This is a genomic window from Streptomyces sp. NPDC054872 (genome assembly GCF_053610705.1).
On the sequence record NZ_JBSGYY010000031.1, the window covers coordinates 61,879 to 77,998 of the forward strand.

Below are 16,120 nucleotides of genomic sequence, written 5' to 3' on the forward strand. Positions count from 1 at the left end.
TCTGGCGTGGTGAGCCAGCCCGAATTGATGCGAGGACCCACCGGCGGTCAGCTCAGCGACAGCTCGCGCCAGCAGGCGGCAGGGGACTTCCTGGGCCCCCAGACGTCACTGGCCAATGTCGTCGGCTTCGGCCACGGCGTGAAGTGGATCGAGGGCGAGCCCACCGGCGAACCCGCGGTCATCGTGTTCGTGACGCAGAAGGTTCCGGAGTCCATGCTCCCGGAGCGGGACGTCATCCCCGCCCAGATGGACGACGGCACCCCCACCGACGTGGTCGCCGTCGGCCATGTCGCCGCACAGCGGCAGCAGCGCAAGGCAGGGCGCACCGACGACCGCTCGGCGACGTACGACCCCGACGGCAACGTGAGCGAGCAGCTCGCGGGCCTTTCGCAGCCCATGCTCGAAGAGCTGTCCGGGCTCGGCGCGTTCGAGCCGCAGCTGCTCAAGCGCCGGATGCGCCCGTGTCCCTCCGGTGCCTCGGTCGGCAACGTACGCGTGACGGCGGGCACGCTCGGCAGCGTGGTCTACGACTTCCTGCCCGGCGCCTCGGTGGACCCGCCGGGCCCCGGCCTCGGCGTACCGGCGAAGTTCTACATCCTCTCCAACAACCACGTGCTCGCCGACTCCAACCGCGCACAGCTGGGCAGCGCGATCGTGCAGCCGGGAGTCTTCGACGGCGGCCAGGACCCGGCCGACCGCATCGCCACCCTGGAGCGCTTCATCACGATCCAGTTCGCCCCGCAGATCCCGCTGGAGCGGCACAACAACGTCGTCGACGCGGCGCTCGGCACCGTCGACTTCCAGGACGCGACCCGCGAGACGTACTTCAGCGGCGCCCCGCGCGCCTGGCGCCGCAAGGCGAACGTCGCGGTCGGCGACCTGGTGAAGAAGACCGGCCGTACGACCAACATCTCCTTCGGCCGGATCATCGCCGTCGACGCCACCATCGACGTCAACTACGGCACGGCGGGCACGGCCCGCTTCAAGGACCAGATCCTGACGACGAACATCTCGGCGGGCGGCGACTCGGGGTCCCTGGTGACCTCGCTCGACAACGTCGCGACGGGGCTGCTGTTCGCCGGTTCCTCGACCGTCACCGTGCTCAACCACTTCGAGAACGTCCGCGCGCTGCTGCGGGTCGAGGTCTCCGAACTGCTGGCCTGACCGGTCGCACCACGAGAGGAGGGCTTTCATGACCACTCAGGCACGCAAGCAGAAAGGGCGGGCCCGCGCGGAGCACCGCTTCCACAATCCGCAGGGCGCCGAGGTCAAGACGCGTGACGAGGCGTTCGCCGCGCCCCAGGAGGTGTCCGCGGAGGCGGTCACCACCACCTGCGAGCTGGAGCTGCACAACGGCGCGATCACCTTCGCCATGGAGGTGAAGTTCAACCCGAACACCTACCCGCACGTGGTGACCGGCGGCCAGATCACCTCCGGCATCTGCGGCGCTCCGTGGGACATCACGGGCGGTCTGATGGGCGACACCGTGCGCCTGGAGGCCAAGCGCACGGGTCAGGGCTCCTGCGCCGAGACGATCACGATCGTCGGCGAGTACCAGAACCCTCCGGCGTACCGGGGAACGTACGGCTTCAACGGCGCGACGTCGTCGTTCAAGCACACGACGCTGTATCAGTGCTGAGCTGACCGGCACAGTGGCCGGGCCGCGCACGGCGGCCCGGCCTCTGTCGGTGTCACATGCCTTGCTGCGAGCGCGCCTTGAAGGCCGCCTTGCGGGCTTCCTTGGCCACCTTCTTGTCGGGGTGCAGCCGCCCCATCGCCTCCAGGACGTCCGCGGTGGCGGGGTGTTCGACCCGCCAGGCCGCGGCGAAGAAACCGCTGTGCTGCTCCGAGAGGCCCTCCACGAGGCCCTGCAGCTCGTCCGAGTTGCCCTCGGCCGCGAGCTGCGCGGCGATCGTGTCGATGGTCAGCCAGAAGACCAGCGCCTCGGAGGGCGCGGGCACGTCGGCCGCCCCGTGCTCGGCCAGCCACACCCGGGCGAGCCCGCCGAGCTCGGCGTCGTCGAGCACCTCCCGCAGGGCGGGCTCCGCCTCGTTGCCGACCAGCGAGAGCGCCTGCTGGCACCGGAGCCGCCGCAGCGGCGCGCCCTCGTCGCCGCCCCGCGCGGCCGCCAGCAACTCCCGTGCCGCGCCCAGCGGTTCGTGCCGGGCGAGCCACTGCTCGATCTCGGCCTGCGCGGCGGCCTGCGGGAATCCTGCCGTCCCTTCGAGGAGCGCGTCGGCGCCCTTGTCCGCGAGATCGCCGACCGCGGGGGCGTCCACGCCCGCCTCCAGCATCCGCGCCCGGATGCCGTACACACCGAGGGGGGTCAGCTTGACCATGCCGTACCGCGTGACGTCCTCGTCGTCGTCCGGCAGCGGCGCCTCGGCCTCGTCGATGTCGACCATGAGGGCCTCGTCGACCGGCTGGTACTCGACGAGCCCGAGCGGCTCGAAGAGCCGGAACTGGTCGTCGAGCTTCATCATCGCGTCCGACACCTGCTCCAGGACGTCGTCCGTCGGCTCCCCCATGTCGTCGGGCACGATCATCGACGCCGCGAGCGCGGGCAGCGGCACCGGGCCGTCGCCCGCCCCGGCGTCCCCCGCGGTGAGCAGGTAGAGGTTGCCGAGCACGCCGTCCAGGAAGTCCGCCTCGGCCTGCGGGTCCCAGCCGAGCTCCTCGAAGTCGACCTCGCCCTTCTCCTCGAGGACGTCGAGGAGGTTGTCCATGTCGGGCACGGTCGCGTCCGAGTAGACGGTGTCCAGGGCGCCGAGCCAGACGGCCAGGATGTCCTGCGGGCTGCCGGAGGTGAGCGCGGCGAGGTCCTCGCCGGCGGCCACCGTGCCCGGCGCGTCCTCCCCCTCCGACTCGTCCGCGTCCGTGACGTCCACCAGGCCCGTGTCGACGGCGATCCGCCAGGCCTCGCTCGCGTACGCGGCGGAGTCCGGGTCGTCCGCAGCGAGCCCCAGCTCGGCCGCGGCGGCCGGCAGCTGCTCCTCGATGAGCTCACCGCCCGCCCCGACGCGCGTCTCGGGACCCGCCCAGCGGGCGAGCCGCGCGGCGCGGGAGAGCAGCGGCGTGGCGAGCGCGGCCCGCGCGAGTTCCGCTTCGGAGTGCAGCAGCACCGGCGGCAGGGTGGCGGGACTTACGGACATCGGCTGGTTCTCCTCCGAAGGATGGGGCGTCCCCTGCTCGGGCGGAGCCGAGCACCCGGGGAAAGGTCTGCTGGACCGAAGCCTAGACGGATTTCGACCCATGCCGCCCGGTTCATGTCCCTGTCAGGAGACATACATGGTGAGAACACCCGCCGAACCTTGACAACTCCCCTGGGCACACAAGAGATTGACGCGCGTAGAGCGCTGTGCGCCCACCGGTCAACGCCGCTCGCTCTCACTCTCGTCATACGACCTCACCCTCATCCGGAGTTCCTTGATGCCGCACATATCTCGTGCCACCCGGCCCGCCGTGAGATCCGCCGCCGTCTCCACCGTCGTGGCCACCGCCCTGGCCGCCGGTCTGCTCGCCGTGAGCACCTCGTCCGCGTCCGCCGCCGAGGTGCGCGTCCACGACATCCAGGGCACCACCCGCCTCTCGCCCCTCGCGGGGCAGCAGGTCACGGACGTGACGGGCATCGTGACCGGCGTCCGCACGTACGGCTCGAAGGGCTTCTGGATCCAGGACCCGAAGGCCGACGCCGACCCCGCGACCAGCGAGGGTGTCTTCGTCTACACCGGCTCGGCCGCCCTGACCGTGAAGGCCGGTGACGCGGTCCGCGTCTCGGGGACCGTCGGCGAGTACGTCCCCGGCGGCGCGGCGTCCGGCAACCAGTCGCTGACCCAGCTCACCAAGCCGACGGTGACGGTCGAGTCGTCCGGCAACGAGCTGCCCGCGCCCGTCTCGGTGACCGCGAAGTCGGTGCCTTCCGCGTACGCGCCCGACGGCGACCCCGGTGACGGCGGCAGCATCGACGCGCTGCCCCTGAAGCCCCGCTCGTACGCCCTCGACCTGTACGAGTCCCTCGAGGGCATGAACGTACGTGTCGGTACCTCGCGCGTGGTCGGCGCCACGGATCCGTACTCGGAGCTGTGGGTCACAGTGAAGCCGCGCGAGAACCCGAACCGGCGCGGCGGCACGGTGTACGGGTCCTACGACGACCAGAACACCGGGCGTCTGCAGATCCAGCAGCTGGCTCCGGTCTCCGAGCGTCCGTTCCCGAAGGCGAACGTCGGCGACTCGCTGTCCGGGGGCGCGGAAGGGCCCCTGGACTTCAACCAGTTCGGCGGCTACACGCTGGTCGCGCGGACGCTCGGCGAGGTCGAGGACAAGGGGCTCGTACGGGAGAAGACGCGGCGCCAGGCCAAGGGTGAGCTCGCCGTGGCGACGTACAACGTCGAGAATCTCGACCCGAGCGACCCGCAGACGAAGTTCGACGCGCTGGCCGGGGCCGTGGTCACGAATCTCGCCTCGCCCGACATCCTCGCCCTGGAGGAGATCCAGGACGACAACGGCGCGAAGAACGACGGAACCGTCTCGGCGGAGGCGACCCTGAAGAAGTTCGCGGACGCGATCGTCGCCGCGGGCGGCCCCCGCTACGCGTGGCGGTCCATCGACCCCGAGAACAACAAGGACGGCGGGGAGCCGGGCGGCAACATCCGCCAGGTGTTCCTCTTCAACCCCGAGCGGGTCTCCTTCACGGACCGTGGCGAGGGTGACGCGACGACGGGCACGGGGGTCGTGCGGTCCTCCGGGCGCGCCGCGCTGACGCTCTCCCCCGGGCGCGTCGACCCCGCGAACACCGCGTGGGCGGACAGCCGCAAGCCGCTGGCCGGAGAGTTCCGCTTCCGGGGGCGCAACGTGATCGTGGTCGCGAACCACTTCGGGTCGAAGGGCGGCGACGAGGGTCTCACCTCCCGGCACCAGCCGCCGGTGCGGTCCTCGGAGGCGAAGCGGCTGCGGCAGGCACAGGCGGTGAACTCCTTCGTGCGGGACGTCCGGAAGATCGAGAAGAACGCGGACGTGGTGGTCGTCGGGGACGTGAACGACTTCGAGTTCTCGGCGACGACGGACGCGCTGGAGGCGGGCGGCGCACTGAAGTCCGCCGTCAAGTCCCTTCCCGAGCCGGAGCGTTACTCGTACGTCTATCAGGGCAACTCGCAGGTCCTCGACCAGATCCTCACCAGCCCGGGTGTGGGGCGCGCGGGGTCGAAGGGCTTCTCGTACGACAGCGTGCACATCAACGCGGAGTTCGCCGAGCAGAACAGTGACCATGACCCGCAGGTGCTGAGGTTCAAGCCGTAGCCACGGTTACGCGTAGAGCCTGAGCAGCCAGTCCCGCCACGCCATTTCGGTGCCCTTGGCGTCCGCCTGCGGCGCGAAGTCGTGGATGCTGATGCCAACCGGGGCACCGAAGTGGTTGCGGCCGAAGAAGCGGTAGAGCGCGGTGTCCGTGCGCAGGCCGATGAAGTGCCTGCTGCGGAAGTCGACCATGGCGTCGAGGGCTTCGCCGGGGGCGTCCACCCGTACGCGGGCGCCCTCGGACGCGTCGTCGGGCAGGCCGAGGCGGCGGCTCAGCTTGATGAAGGCGTGCGGGGCGGTGGAGGGGGCGGGCCCGTCGAGGGTGGTGAAGGTGACGGGCAGGCCCGAGAAGTACGTCAGGTACTGGCGCAGGGTGTGCAGGTAGAAATCGGTGTGCTTGCTCGCCTCCTCGTACCGGTTGTCCCAGTCGTCGGTGAGGATGCCGCTGTGCACGTAGCGGACCCAGGAGCGGCGGCCGCCGTCGCGGGGCTCGATGGTGCGGTCGAGCCGGTTGACGGTCCGGCCGGGCGGGAGTCCCTCGGGGTCGCCGACGCGGTCGCTGAGGCGGTGCGGAGGCTCCCAGTGGGTGACGGTGCCGCCGTAGGGGGCGGCTCCGCCCTCGCGGGGTTCGTACTCCACCATGGGCCACAACCAGCCGGCGGTGCCGGTGGTGAACGCGTCCCAGACCTCGGCGGGAGAGGCGTCGACCTCGAACTCCCGCTCGATCTCGAACTCCTTGCCTGCGGCCATGGCGACTCCCTGACGTCCCCTGTCGCTTCAACATCCCACCGGCACCCCTTCCCGTCCAGGGCATCGGTGCTGCCGGGGAAGGGGTGCGCGACAACCGGGCAAGGAGTGCGTGAGGGGCGAGAAACGCGCGGGCCCCGGAGCGTACGGCCACGGGAGATCAGCGGGGTTCGATCCGGTAGGCCAGGCGGTACGTGCCCGCGTCGGGCAGCCCCTCCCCGGTCTCCCGCTCCTCGTAGCGGATCACCCGTCCGCCGTCCGTCGTCACGTGGAAGTGGGCGGAGATCAGGCCCGGCGCCGTCTGCGCCCCGGCCTCCCCCTCGGCGATCACGACCACCCGGGCCGCCCGGCCGTCCCCGGCCGCCCGCGCCGTCCCGTCCCGCAGTCGCGTCTTGTGCAGCCCAAGGCGTTCGATGCCCGGCACGGCCTCGTCGACCTCGGCGTTCCGCTCGTCCCGGCCGTGGGCGAAGAAGTCCTGGTACGCCTCGTCGTCCCGCCAGTGCGAGCGATGCGCCACCGTCGAGCCGTCCGCACCGGCGTACACGGTGTACGAGAGCAGCCCCTCGTGCGGCCAGGGCCGGCTCCCCCAGGCCGTGGCGATCGCCTCGACCGTCGCCCGCTGCCGCTCCGGCGTACCCGTGCTCCATGTGCTGAGGAAGACGAGGCCGCCGTCCGCGCGGGCCGGGTCGGGGAGGGTGGTGGCGTCGACGTGTGCCTTCATGACCTGCTCCTTCAGCGTGTGGACGGGCCCTGCTCGGCCCGTTGCCCACAGCCTGCGACCTCGAGCAAACTTGAGGTCAAGCCCGTTCGGGAGAAGCGGCGACCGGCCCGAGGTCGGGACGCTTCGCCTCACGCCCGTCGCCCGACGAGCGCCCGCGGACGCGCCGCCACAGCCACGGGCCCATGAACCCCGCGAACCACGCCGTCTCCGCCGCCACCGCACGCAGCGCGGAGACCGGGGGCGGCGGGGGCAGCAGCTGCCGCGTCCAGTCCTCGTGGCCGGGGACGCCCAGGGCGTCCGCCATGCCCGCGGCGATCCGGGCGTGCCCCAGCGGGCTCGCGTGCAGACGGTCGGTGCTCCACAGGCGGGGGTCCGTGGTGACCCGGTGCGGAAACGTGTCGAGGACGACGACTCCGTGGCGGTCCGCGGCCGCGCGGATACGGGCGTTCAGGTCGAGGACGCGGGGCAGCGCCCTGCGCGCGAGCGGCGAGATCCGTCCGAGGTCGGGAAAGGTCACGGTGGCCACGCGCACGCCCGCCGCCGTCAGGCCGGTGAACATGTCCTCGATGTCGCCGGCCACCTGGGCCGCGTCGAAGCCGGGACGCACCAGGTCGTTCATGCCCGCCATGACCGTGACCAGATCCGGGCGCAGCGCGAGGGCCGGGGCCAGTTGCTCGGTCTTGATGCGGGCCGTCAGCCTGCCCCGTACGGCGAGGTTGGCGTACTCGAACCCCGGGTTCCCCTCGGCCAGGATCTCGGCGAGCCGGTCGGCCCAGCCGCGGTATCCGTGCACCTCGTCACCGTCGCCGACCCCTTCGGTCTGGCTGTCGCCGATCGCGACATAGCGGGCGTACGCATGCGTCGTCATGGCCAGAGCCTCTCCCCGTAGCCATGGCACGTCAACGCGACGAAGCCCGTGACGCGCATGCCGGACCGCGCGCCGACTCCGCTCCGTCGTCGACGCGTTCGACGCGGGCGACACGGCCGGCGGCGGGGAGTCAGCCCGTGGCGGGGAAGCCGCCGCCCTTGGTCCACAGGAGCGTTTCGTCGCCCGCGCTGAACGTGGCCTTCTTGCCCCCGGCGGCGACGGCGATCTTCTCCCAGCCGTCGAAGTCCTTCGTGAGGTGCGTGGCCCACTTCGTCAGCGGGCCCGTGGCGACCGCGGCGACCGACTCGGTCGGCGGCTCGCCGTCGGCGCAGTACACGCCGAAGTCCCCGAAGGCCGCGACGGTGCCGTCCTTGGCCTTGAGGGTGATGCCCTGACAGGCGTCGGTCTTCGTCTCGTACACGACGGCCGACTTGGACCAGCCCTTGGCCTTGGGGCTGTAGTCCTGCACGAGGAGCCCCTTGCCCTTCATGTAGTGCATCGCCACGCGTCGCCCGTCGGCGAGCTTGACCTGCGCGTTGAACGGGCTCGGGCTGCCGCTCCAGTGGATGTCGCTCTTCTCCAGCGGATACGAGTGGCTGCCCGTCGACACCGGGCTGACCTGCTGCGGCGCACCCCGGCCGACGTCCTCGGCCCGTCCCCCGCCCTGACCGCATCCGGCCACGAGCCCGAGTGCCGCCACTGAACTCAGGGCCAGGGCCCTGATCCCCGTTCGGTGCATGTCTGTCTCCTGTCGTCCCGCACGGAGAGCGTCCGTGTTGGGAGGGCAGCTTACGCAAGAGCGCCCTCGGGCGGACCGGAGGGCGCTCTGCGGGGCGGCGGTGCTCAGTTGTGGCTGTGCAGCACGTCGTTCAGGCCGCCCCACACCGCGTTGTTCGGGCGGGCCTCGACGGCGCCGGTGACCGAGTTGCGGCGGAAGAGGATGTTCGAGGCGCCGGAGAGCTCGCGGGCCTTCACGATCTGCCCGTCGGGCATCGTGACGCGGGTGCCCGCGGTGACGTAGAGCCCCGCCTCGACGACGCACTCGTCGCCGAGCGCGATGCCCACGCCCGCCTCGGCGCCGATCAGGCAGCGCTCGCCGATGACGATGCGGACGTTGCCGCCGCCGGAGAGGGTGCCCATCGTGGAGGCGCCGCCACCGATGTCGGAGCCGTCACCGACGACGACACCGGCGGAGATGCGGCCCTCGACCATGGAGGTGCCGAGCGTGCCCGCGTTGAAGTTCACGAAGCCCTCGTGCATGACGGTCGTGCCCTCGGCGAGGTGCGCGCCGAGCCGCACGCGGTCGGCGTCGGCGATGCGGACGCCCTTCGGGGCGACGTAGTCCGTCATGCGCGGGAACTTGTCGACGGAGGTCACCGCGAGGTGCAGGCCCTCGGCGCGGGCGTTGAGCCGGACCTTCTCGATGTCGTCCACGGCGACCGGGCCGATCGAGGTCCAGGCGACGTTGGCGAGGAAGGCGAACTGGCCGTCGAGGTTCACGCCGTGCGGCTTGACCAGGCGGTGGCTGAGCAGGTGCAGGCGCAGGTAGACGTCGTGGGCGTCCAGCGGCTTGTCGTCCAGGGACGCGATGACCGTACGTACGGCGATGATCTCCACGCCACGGCGGGCGTCGAGGCGGATGGCCTCGGCGGCGCCCTCACCGAGCAGCTGCACGGCACGCTCGGCGGTGAGCCGCTCGGTGCCGGCCGGGCCGGGCTCCGCGGTGAGCTCGGGCGCGGGGAACCAGGTGTCGAGGACGGTGCCGTCGGCGGTGACGGTGGCGAGGCCTGCGGCGACGGCGCCGGTGGTGCGGGAAACGTTCGTGTCGGTCATGGGGAAAACCTAACCGGCGGCACACCACCCGAGCGAACCGGTCTCAACCTCCGGGCCCCGGGTGCCGGTCTCACCCGGGCTCCGGGTGCCGGTCTCACCCTCCGGGCCCCCGGTGGCCGTCAGACGGTGGGTGGGATCAGTCGGCCCAGCATCTCGCGGGCGTACGCCTCGTCGTACGCGCCGTCCGTGAGCAGCACCTGCAGGCAGATGCCGTCCATCAGCGCGACCAGCGCCCGCGCGGTGGCCGGGTCGGTGCGCTCGGCGAACACCTCTGCGAGTCCGTCGCACCAGCAGGCGGCGACCGGCCGCAGTGCGGGCCTGCGGAGCGCGGCCAGATACAGCTCGTACTCGAGCTCGATCCCCGTGCGTTCCTGGCCGAGCCACATCCCCAGCACCTCGGCGATCTCACCGGCCAGGTCGACCCGGGTGTCCTGGAACCCGCCCCGGCTCGCGACGACCTTCGCGAAGCCCTCGTTGGCCTTCTCCAGCGCGGCAAGCAGCAGCTCGTCGAGCGTCTTGAAGTGGTAGGTGGTGGACCCGAGCGGCACGTCGGCCTCCGCGGCGACCGAGCGATGGCTGAGCCCGCCTATCCCCTTCTCCCCCACCACCCGGATCGCGGCGTCGATGATCCGGGTGCGCCGCTCGGGGTCGTAACGGCGGGCCATCAATGCGCACCGCCGAGGTTGAGCAGGACGACGCCCGCGATCACGAGGGCGATCCCCGCGATCTTCGCCGTACCGGCGGACTCACCCATGAAGATCATGCCGATGGCGGCCACCGCGGCGGTCCCGATCCCGGCCCAGATCGCGTAGGCGGTGCCGACGGAGAGCGTCTTCAGGGTCTGTGCGAGCAGCGTGAAGGCGATCAGATAGCCCGCGACGGTGATCAGCGAGGGCCAGAGCTTGCTGAACCCCTCGCTGTACTTCATGGCCGTGGTCCCGGCCACCTCCGCCACGATCGCTCCGGCCAGCAGTCCGTATCCCATGCGTACGAGCGTACATAACGTTGTGTACGGGCGTACGCAGAAGCTGTCCGAAAATTGGTTAAGGTGACGCGATCACTGTGGGGGGCCACAGCGAGCACATGCGGACCACCGCACGACGCTACGGAGCACAAGAGGGATGTCAGACACACCAGGGTGGGGACCACAGGCGCCTCACGGCGGACCGCCGGGAGCGTACGGAGCGCCGCCCGGCTGGGGCTGGAACGGCTACGGCTGGACTCCGCCACCGCCGCCGCCCAAGCCCGGCGTCATACCCCTCGCGCCATTGGGCGCCAATCACATCATCGGCGGCGCCTTCGCGACGATGCGCCGCTACGCCAAGCCGCTGTTCGGCACCGCGGCCGCGGCCTACGGCCTGCTCGCCGTCGTCGTCGCGGTCGGAGGGGTGCTCGCCTACGTCTCGACCCGGGAACACATCCGCGCCGCGTCCGAACCGGGCGCGGACTTCTCCTGGGACGACGGCAGGCCGATCCTGGTCGCGTTCGGCCTGGTGTGGCTGGTGTTCATGCTCGCCACGCTGGTCGTCAACTCGTTCATCCAGGCAGCATCCGCCGCCACGCTGCACGAGGCGGTGCTCGGCCGCCCGGCGGCCTTCGGCGCGGTCTGGCGCAGGGCATGGTCGCGGACACCATCCGTGCTGGCCGTGACCCTGCTGCTGTCGGTCGTCCTGATGCTGCCGGTGGCCGCGTTCGCGCTGCTCTTCCTCTCGCTCCTCTTCCTGATGATGACCCAGTCGATCATCCCCATCGGCCTGGTCTTTCCGCTGTTCCTGGTGACACTGCCGCTCGCGGCCTGGCTGTACGTCCTGTTCGCTTTCGCCCCGGCGGCCGCGGTCCTCGAAACAGCGGGCCCGTTCACGGCGTTGCGGCGCTCCGTACGCCTGGTCCGAGGCGCCTGGTGGCGCACCTTCGGCATCTCGCTGCTCGCGGGACTCATCACGGTGGGCGTCTCCCTCGCCCTCCGACTGCCTCTGCAGTTCGCCGCGCCCACCCCTCCCCCGGTCGACCCTGACGACTCCGCGTCGGCCTACCTCCTGGACCAACTGCGCTCCCAGTTCGGGCTGTACGCGGTGCTCGGCCTGCTCGGCAGCTTCCTCGCCCAGCTCGCCGCCACGGTGTTCTTGCCCCTGGTGACGGCCCTGCTCTACATGGACCGCCGCATCCGCAAGGAGAACCTCGCGCACACGCTCACGGAAGCCTCGGCGATCGTGCAGCCGGTCCCGTGAACGCGATGAGGCCCCCCGCGCTTCCCGCGCGGGGGGCCTCACCAGGGATCACGTGCCTGAGAGCACTCAGACGTTGAACCCGAGCGCGCGAAGCTGCTCGCGGCCGTCGTCGGTGATCTTGTCCGGGCCCCACGGCGGCATCCAGACCCAGTTGATCCGGAGCTCGTTGACGATGCCGTCGGTGGCGGACTTCGCCTGGTCCTCGATGACGTCCGTCAGCGGGCAGGCCGCCGAGGTGAGCGTCATGTCGATCGTCGCGATGTTCGCGTCGTCGACGTGGATGCCGTAGATCAGGCCGAGGTTGACGACGTCGATGCCCAGCTCGGGGTCGACCACGTCGTACAGCGCCTCGCGGACCTCTTCTTCCGAGGCCGGCTTGGTCAGGGTCTCGTTCTCGCTCATGCGGTCTTCCTCTCAGCGACGTCTTCGGTACCCAGTGCCTGCGCCGTCGCGTCCTTCCACGCCATCCAGCTCAGGAGAGCACACTTCACCCGCGCCGGGTACTTCGAGACCCCGGCGAACGCGACGGCGTCCTCAAGGACCTCCTCCATCGCGTCGTCCGGCTCCAGCTTGCCCTTGGACTGCATCAGCTCCAGGAAGACCTCCTGGACCTTCTGCGCCTCGGCGAGCTCCTTGCCGACCAGGAGGTCGTTCAGGACGGACGCGCTGGCCTGGCTGATGGAGCAGCCCTGCCCTTCGTACGACACGTCGGCGATCGTCGACCCGTCGTACTTGACGCGCAGCGTGATCTCGTCGCCGCATGTCGGGTTGACGTGGTGCACCTCGGCGTCGCCATCACGAAGACCGCGCCCGTGCGGGTGCTTGTAGTGGTCCAGGATGACTTCCTGGTACATCGAATCCAGCTTCACGTTCCCGGTCAGCCCCTCAGCCGAAGAAGTTCCGTACGTGCTCCAGGCCGTCGACGAGAGCGTCGATCTCGCCGGGCGTGGAGTACAGATAGAACGACGCTCGTGTGGTCGCAGGAATTCCGTAGCGGAGGCAGACGGGGCGGGCGCAGTGGTGACCCACGCGGACCGCGATGCCTTCCTCGTCCAAGACCTGGCCCACGTCGTGCGGGTGGATGTCGCCGAGCGTGAAGGAGATCGCGGCGCCGCGCTCCTCGGCCGTCGTCGGGCCGATGATGCGGAGGTCGGGGACCTCCAGGAGGCGCTTGACCGCGTACTCGGTGATCGCGTGCTCATGAGCGGCGATCTTGTCCATGCCGATGGCCGAGAGGTAGTCCACGGCCGCGCCCAGGCCGACGGCCTGGGAGACCGGGGGCGTGCCCGCCTCGAACTTGTGCGGCGCGGGAGCGTAGGTCGACGAGTTCATCGACACGGTCTCGATCATCTCGCCACCGCCGAGGAAGGGCGGGAGGTCCTCCAGGAGCTCCTGCCGTCCCCACAGCACGCCGATGCCCGTCGGGCCCAGCATCTTGTGGCCGGTGAAGGCCACGAAGTCGGCCTGCAGCGCCTGCACGTCCAGCGGCATGTGCGGGGCCGCCTGCGAGGCGTCGATCAGCACCAGCGCGCCGACCTCCTGCGCGCGGCGGACGATCGCCTCGACGGGGTTCTGCGTGCCCAGGATGTTCGAGACCAGGACGAAGGAGACGATCTTCGTCTTCTCCGTGATGATCTCGTTCATGTTGGACAGGTCGAGCCGGCCGTCGTCCGTGAGACCGAACCACTTCAGCTTCGCGCCCGTGCGCTGCGAGAGCAGCTGCCACGGCACGATGTTGGAGTGGTGCTCCATCTCCGTGATGACGATCTCGGTCTCGTGGTCCACGCGGTAGGGCTCGTCGGCCCAGCCCAGCATGTTGGCCACGAGGTTGAGCGACTCCGAGGCGTTCTTGGTGAAGATCACCTCGTCGCGGCTCGGCGCGTTGATGAACGCCGCGACCTTGTCACGGGCGCCCTCGTAGAGCGCCGTGGCCTCCTCCGCGAGGACGTGCACACCGCGGTGGACGTTGGCGTTGTGCTTCTCGTAGTACTCGTTGAGTACGTCGAGCACCTGGCGCGGCGTCTGGGACGTCGCCGCGTTGTCCAGGTAGACGAGCTTCTTGCCGTCGTGGATCGTGCGATCCAGGATCGGGAAGTCCTTGCGGATCGCCTCGGTGTCGAGGAGGCCGGAGAGCCCCTGGTGGGCCACTGTCACGCGGATACGCCACCCTTCGTGTAAGCCTCGTAGCCCTCGGCCTCGAGCTTGTCGGCGAGCTCGGCGCCGCCGGACTCGGCGATGCGGCCGTTCGCGAAGACGTGCACGAAGTCGGGCTTGATGTAGCGCAGGATGCGCGTGTAGTGCGTGATCAGCAGGGTGCCGACCTCGCCGGTCTCACGGACGCGGTTGACGCCGTCGGAGACCTGACGCAGGGCGTCGACGTCCAGGCCGGAGTCGGTCTCGTCGAGGATCGCGATCTTCGGCTTGAGGAGCTCCATCTGCAGGATCTCGTGGCGCTTCTTCTCACCGCCGGAGAAGCCCTCGTTGACGTTGCGCTCGGCGAAGGCCGGGTCCATCTGGAGCTGCTCCATCGCGGACTTGACCTCCTTCACCCAGGTGCGCAGCTTGGGGGCCTCGCCGCGGATCGCCGTCGCCGACGTACGCAGGAAGTTGGAGACCGAGACGCCGGGGACCTCGACCGGGTACTGCATGGCCAGGAACATGCCGGCGCGGGCGCGCTCGTCGACGGACATCTCCAGGACGTCCTCGCCGTCGAGGGTGACGGTGCCCTGCGTGATCGTGTACTTGGGGTGACCCGCGATGGAGTAGGCGAGCGTCGACTTGCCGGAGCCGTTCGGGCCCATGATGGCGTGCGTCTCGCCCTGCTTCACGGTGAGGTCGACGCCCTTGAGGATCTCCTTCGTGGCGTTGTCGGCCTCGACGGTGACGTGCAGGTCGTGGATTTCAAGCGTTGCCATGTGCCTCAGGACTCCTGGGTGAGGGAGACGAGCACATCGTCCCCTTCGATCTTTACGGGGTATACGGGGACGGGGCGCGTCGCGGGAAGACCGGACGGCTTGCCGGTGCGGAGGTCGAAGGCGGAGCCGTGCAGCCAGCACTCGATCTGGCAGTCCTCCACCTCGCCCTCGGAGAGGGAGACGTTCGCGTGCGAGCAGATGTCGTTGATCGCGAACACCTCACCCTCGGTGTGGACGACCGAGACCGGCGTGCCGTCGAGTTCCACCCGCTTCGGGGTGTCCTCCGACAGCTCGCTCAGGCCACAGGCGCGTACGAATGTCATGCCGCGGACGCCTCCAGCTCCTCTTCGATCTTGGTGAGGAGGCGCTCTTCGACGTCGGGCAGGCCGATCTGCTGGATCAGCTCGGCGAAGAACCCGCGGACGACCAGGCGGCGCGCCTCGCCCTCCGGGATACCGCGCGACTGCAGGTAGAAGAGCTGCTCGTCGTCGAAGCGGCCGGTCGCCGAGGCGTGGCCCGCTCCGACGATCTCGCCGGTCTCGATCTCGAGGTTCGGCACGGAGTCGACGCGGGCGCCGTCGGTCAGAACCAGGTTGCGGTTCATCTCGTACGTGTCCGTGCCCTCGGCGGCGGCCTCGATGAGGACGTCGCCGATCCACACCGCGTGGGCGTCGTCGCCCTGGAGCGCGCCCTTGTAGACGACGTTCGACTTGCAGTGCGGCTGGTTGTGGTCGACCAGGAGGCGGTGCTCCTGGTGCTGGCCGGCGTCGGTGACGTACAGGCCGAGGAGCTCGGCCTCGCCGCCGGTGCCCGCGTACTCGACGCGGGGGTGCAGGCGTACGACGTCGCCGCCGAAGGTCACGACGACCGACTTGAAGGTGGCGTCCCGGCCGATCAGCGCGTTGTGCTGCGCGATGTGCACGGCCTTGTCGTCCCAGTCCTGGACGGAGACGACGGTGAGCTTGGCGCCGTCGCCCAGGAGGTAGTCGACGTTGGCCGCGAGCACGGCGTCACCGGTGTGGTCGATGACGACGAGGGCCTCGGCGAACGCGCCCACCTCGATGACCTGGTGCGCGAAGGCGGTACCGCCCTCGCCGTGCACGGCGATCCGGATCGGCTCGGTCAGGACCGTCTCCTTGGGGACGGTCACCACCGAGGCCTTCTCGAAGGAGCCGTAGGCCTGCGCGGCCACGCGGTCGACGGGCTTGCCCGCCTTGCCCACGCGTGCGTCCTCACGGCCGACGGTCTCCTGGGTCACGCCCTCCGGAGCCGTCACCTCGACGCGGATGCCGCCGGTGGCGACCGCGGTGCCGTCGTGCAGCCCGCGCAGACGCTCCAGCGGCGTGAACCGCCACTCCTCCTCGCGGCCGTGGGGGACGGGGAAGTCCGCCACGTCGTAGGACGGGGGAGCGCTCATGCGGGTGGCGACGGTGGACTCGGCGGCCACCGCGATGGACCCGGCGGTGGTGGACCCCACCGGAATGTTCTGAGCCTCAGCCATGGCTGTCGTCGTGCT

18 protein-coding genes are annotated in these 16,120 nt (G+C 70.4%); 4 read left to right on the plus strand and 14 right to left on the minus strand.

Annotation, left to right across the window (positions count from 1 at the left end; translation table 11 throughout):
• The first annotated feature begins 9 nt into the window (after positions 1–9).
• Together ACWGIH_RS30990 and ACWGIH_RS30995 are read left to right on the plus strand one after the other, a co-directional pair.
• Positions 10–1,164, plus strand: coding sequence for a hypothetical protein (locus tag ACWGIH_RS30990; protein ID WP_453450936.1), 1,155 nt, complete (start codon positions 10–12; stop codon positions 1,162–1,164).
• Positions 1,165–1,192: 28 nt separating this feature from the next.
• Positions 1,193–1,639, plus strand: coding sequence for a hypothetical protein (locus ACWGIH_RS30995; RefSeq protein ID WP_453450935.1), 447 nt, complete (start codon positions 1,193–1,195; stop codon positions 1,637–1,639).
• Positions 1,640–1,691: 52 nt separating this feature from the next.
• On the opposite strand, the gene ACWGIH_RS31000 is transcribed toward ACWGIH_RS30995, so the two are convergent.
• On the minus strand, positions 1,692–3,152 hold the full coding sequence (locus ACWGIH_RS31000; protein WP_453450934.1) for a hypothetical protein: 1,461 nt from the start codon (positions 3,150–3,152) through the stop codon (positions 1,692–1,694).
• A 277-nt stretch (positions 3,153–3,429) separates the two neighbouring features.
• Between ACWGIH_RS31000 and ACWGIH_RS31005 the strand changes: the two genes are divergently transcribed.
• Positions 3,430–5,295, plus strand: coding sequence for an endonuclease/exonuclease/phosphatase family protein (locus ACWGIH_RS31005; protein WP_453450933.1), 1,866 nt, complete (start codon positions 3,430–3,432; stop codon positions 5,293–5,295).
• A gap of 6 nt (positions 5,296–5,301) precedes the next feature.
• Here the strand turns inward: ACWGIH_RS31005 and ACWGIH_RS31010 are convergent, their stop codons facing one another.
• The 7 genes from ACWGIH_RS31010 to ACWGIH_RS31040 form a co-directional block, all read right to left on the minus strand.
• Positions 5,302–6,042, minus strand: coding sequence for an SRPBCC family protein (locus ACWGIH_RS31010; RefSeq protein WP_453450932.1), 741 nt, complete (start codon positions 6,040–6,042; stop codon positions 5,302–5,304).
• 157 nt (positions 6,043–6,199) lie between these two features.
• On the minus strand, positions 6,200–6,760 hold the full coding sequence (locus tag ACWGIH_RS31015; RefSeq protein WP_453450931.1) for an antibiotic biosynthesis monooxygenase: 561 nt from the start codon (positions 6,758–6,760) through the stop codon (positions 6,200–6,202).
• Positions 6,761–6,836: 76 nt separating this feature from the next.
• Complete coding sequence (locus ACWGIH_RS31020) at positions 6,837–7,628, minus strand: SGNH/GDSL hydrolase family protein (RefSeq protein WP_453450930.1); 792 nt, start codon at positions 7,626–7,628, stop codon at positions 6,837–6,839.
• Positions 7,629–7,758: 130 nt separating this feature from the next.
• Positions 7,759–8,367 (minus strand): hypothetical protein, encoded by a 609-nt coding sequence (locus tag ACWGIH_RS31025; RefSeq protein ID WP_453450929.1) that lies wholly within the window; start codon positions 8,365–8,367, stop codon positions 7,759–7,761.
• A 104-nt stretch (positions 8,368–8,471) separates the two neighbouring features.
• Positions 8,472–9,461, minus strand: a complete 990-nt coding sequence (dapD, locus tag ACWGIH_RS31030; protein ID WP_453450928.1) for a 2,3,4,5-tetrahydropyridine-2,6-dicarboxylate N-succinyltransferase — start codon at positions 9,459–9,461, stop codon at positions 8,472–8,474.
• 119 nt (positions 9,462–9,580) lie between these two features.
• Entirely contained in the window at positions 9,581–10,126 is a 546-nt protein-coding gene (locus ACWGIH_RS31035; RefSeq protein ID WP_453450927.1) for a TetR/AcrR family transcriptional regulator, read from the minus strand.
• Complete coding sequence (locus tag ACWGIH_RS31040) at positions 10,126–10,446, minus strand: DMT family transporter (protein ID WP_453450926.1); 321 nt, start codon at positions 10,444–10,446, stop codon at positions 10,126–10,128. The genes ACWGIH_RS31035 and ACWGIH_RS31040 overlap by 1 nt, the downstream gene beginning before the upstream one ends.
• Before the next feature lie 136 nt (positions 10,447–10,582).
• Between ACWGIH_RS31040 and ACWGIH_RS31045 the strand changes: the two genes are divergently transcribed.
• Entirely contained in the window at positions 10,583–11,689 is a 1,107-nt protein-coding gene (locus ACWGIH_RS31045; RefSeq protein ID WP_453450925.1) for a DUF7847 domain-containing protein, read from the plus strand.
• Between the two features lie 66 nt (positions 11,690–11,755).
• On the opposite strand, the gene ACWGIH_RS31050 is transcribed toward ACWGIH_RS31045, so the two are convergent.
• Genes ACWGIH_RS31050 through sufD form a run of 6 tightly spaced genes read right to left on the minus strand, consistent with a single transcriptional unit; the run spans position 11,756 to position 16,105 of the window.
• On the minus strand, positions 11,756–12,091 hold the full coding sequence (locus ACWGIH_RS31050) for a metal-sulfur cluster assembly factor (protein WP_160504340.1): 336 nt from the start codon (positions 12,089–12,091) through the stop codon (positions 11,756–11,758).
• Positions 12,088–12,558, minus strand: a complete 471-nt coding sequence (sufU, locus tag ACWGIH_RS31055) for a Fe-S cluster assembly sulfur transfer protein SufU (protein ID WP_451215606.1) — start codon at positions 12,556–12,558, stop codon at positions 12,088–12,090. Before sufU ends, ACWGIH_RS31050 begins: the two co-directional genes overlap by 4 nt.
• Before the next feature lie 16 nt (positions 12,559–12,574).
• Complete coding sequence (locus ACWGIH_RS31060) at positions 12,575–13,843, minus strand: cysteine desulfurase (RefSeq protein ID WP_453450924.1); 1,269 nt, start codon at positions 13,841–13,843, stop codon at positions 12,575–12,577.
• Positions 13,840–14,604 carry a Fe-S cluster assembly ATPase SufC gene (sufC, locus tag ACWGIH_RS31065; protein ID WP_383335028.1) on the minus strand — a complete coding sequence of 255 codons (765 nt, stop codon included), beginning with the start codon at positions 14,602–14,604 and terminating at the stop codon, positions 13,840–13,842. Before sufC ends, ACWGIH_RS31060 begins: the two co-directional genes overlap by 4 nt.
• 5 nt (positions 14,605–14,609) lie before the next feature.
• Entirely contained in the window at positions 14,610–14,927 is a 318-nt protein-coding gene (locus ACWGIH_RS31070; protein WP_190083272.1) for a bifunctional 3-phenylpropionate/cinnamic acid dioxygenase ferredoxin subunit, read from the minus strand.
• Positions 14,924–16,105 carry a Fe-S cluster assembly protein SufD gene (sufD, locus tag ACWGIH_RS31075; RefSeq protein WP_453450923.1) on the minus strand — a complete coding sequence of 394 codons (1,182 nt, stop codon included), beginning with the start codon at positions 16,103–16,105 and terminating at the stop codon, positions 14,924–14,926. The genes ACWGIH_RS31070 and sufD overlap by 4 nt, the downstream gene beginning before the upstream one ends.
• Positions 16,106–16,120: the final 15 nt, after the last annotated feature.

Bases quoted from the DNA above. Each gene is read 5' to 3' on its own strand.
- ACWGIH_RS31070 (WP_190083272.1), bottom strand. From the start codon at position 14,927: ATGACATTCGTACGCGCCTGTGGCCTGAGCGAGCTGTCGGAGGACACC.
- ACWGIH_RS31050 (WP_160504340.1), bottom strand. From the start codon at position 12,091: ATGAGCGAGAACGAGACCCTGACCAAGCCGGCCTCGGAAGAAGAGGTC.
- ACWGIH_RS31015 (WP_453450931.1), bottom strand. From the start codon at position 6,760: ATGAAGGCACACGTCGACGCCACCACCCTCCCCGACCCGGCCCGCGCG.
- ACWGIH_RS31025 (WP_453450929.1), bottom strand. From the start codon at position 8,367: ATGCACCGAACGGGGATCAGGGCCCTGGCCCTGAGTTCAGTGGCGGCA.
- dapD (WP_453450928.1), bottom strand. From the start codon at position 9,461: ATGACCGACACGAACGTTTCCCGCACCACCGGCGCCGTCGCCGCAGGC.
- ACWGIH_RS31040 (WP_453450926.1), bottom strand. From the start codon at position 10,446: ATGGGATACGGACTGCTGGCCGGAGCGATCGTGGCGGAGGTGGCCGGG.
- sufC (WP_383335028.1), bottom strand. From the start codon at position 14,604: ATGGCAACGCTTGAAATCCACGACCTGCACGTCACCGTCGAGGCCGAC.
- ACWGIH_RS31000 (WP_453450934.1), bottom strand. From the start codon at position 3,152: ATGTCCGTAAGTCCCGCCACCCTGCCGCCGGTGCTGCTGCACTCCGAA.
- ACWGIH_RS31005 (WP_453450933.1), top strand. From the start codon at position 3,430: ATGCCGCACATATCTCGTGCCACCCGGCCCGCCGTGAGATCCGCCGCC.
- ACWGIH_RS31045 (WP_453450925.1), top strand. From the start codon at position 10,583: ATGTCAGACACACCAGGGTGGGGACCACAGGCGCCTCACGGCGGACCG.
- sufD (WP_453450923.1), bottom strand. From the start codon at position 16,105: ATGGCTGAGGCTCAGAACATTCCGGTGGGGTCCACCACCGCCGGGTCC.
- ACWGIH_RS30995 (WP_453450935.1), top strand. From the start codon at position 1,193: ATGACCACTCAGGCACGCAAGCAGAAAGGGCGGGCCCGCGCGGAGCAC.
- ACWGIH_RS31035 (WP_453450927.1), bottom strand. From the start codon at position 10,126: ATGGCCCGCCGTTACGACCCCGAGCGGCGCACCCGGATCATCGACGCC.
- ACWGIH_RS31020 (WP_453450930.1), bottom strand. From the start codon at position 7,628: ATGACGACGCATGCGTACGCCCGCTATGTCGCGATCGGCGACAGCCAG.
- ACWGIH_RS31010 (WP_453450932.1), bottom strand. From the start codon at position 6,042: ATGGCCGCAGGCAAGGAGTTCGAGATCGAGCGGGAGTTCGAGGTCGAC.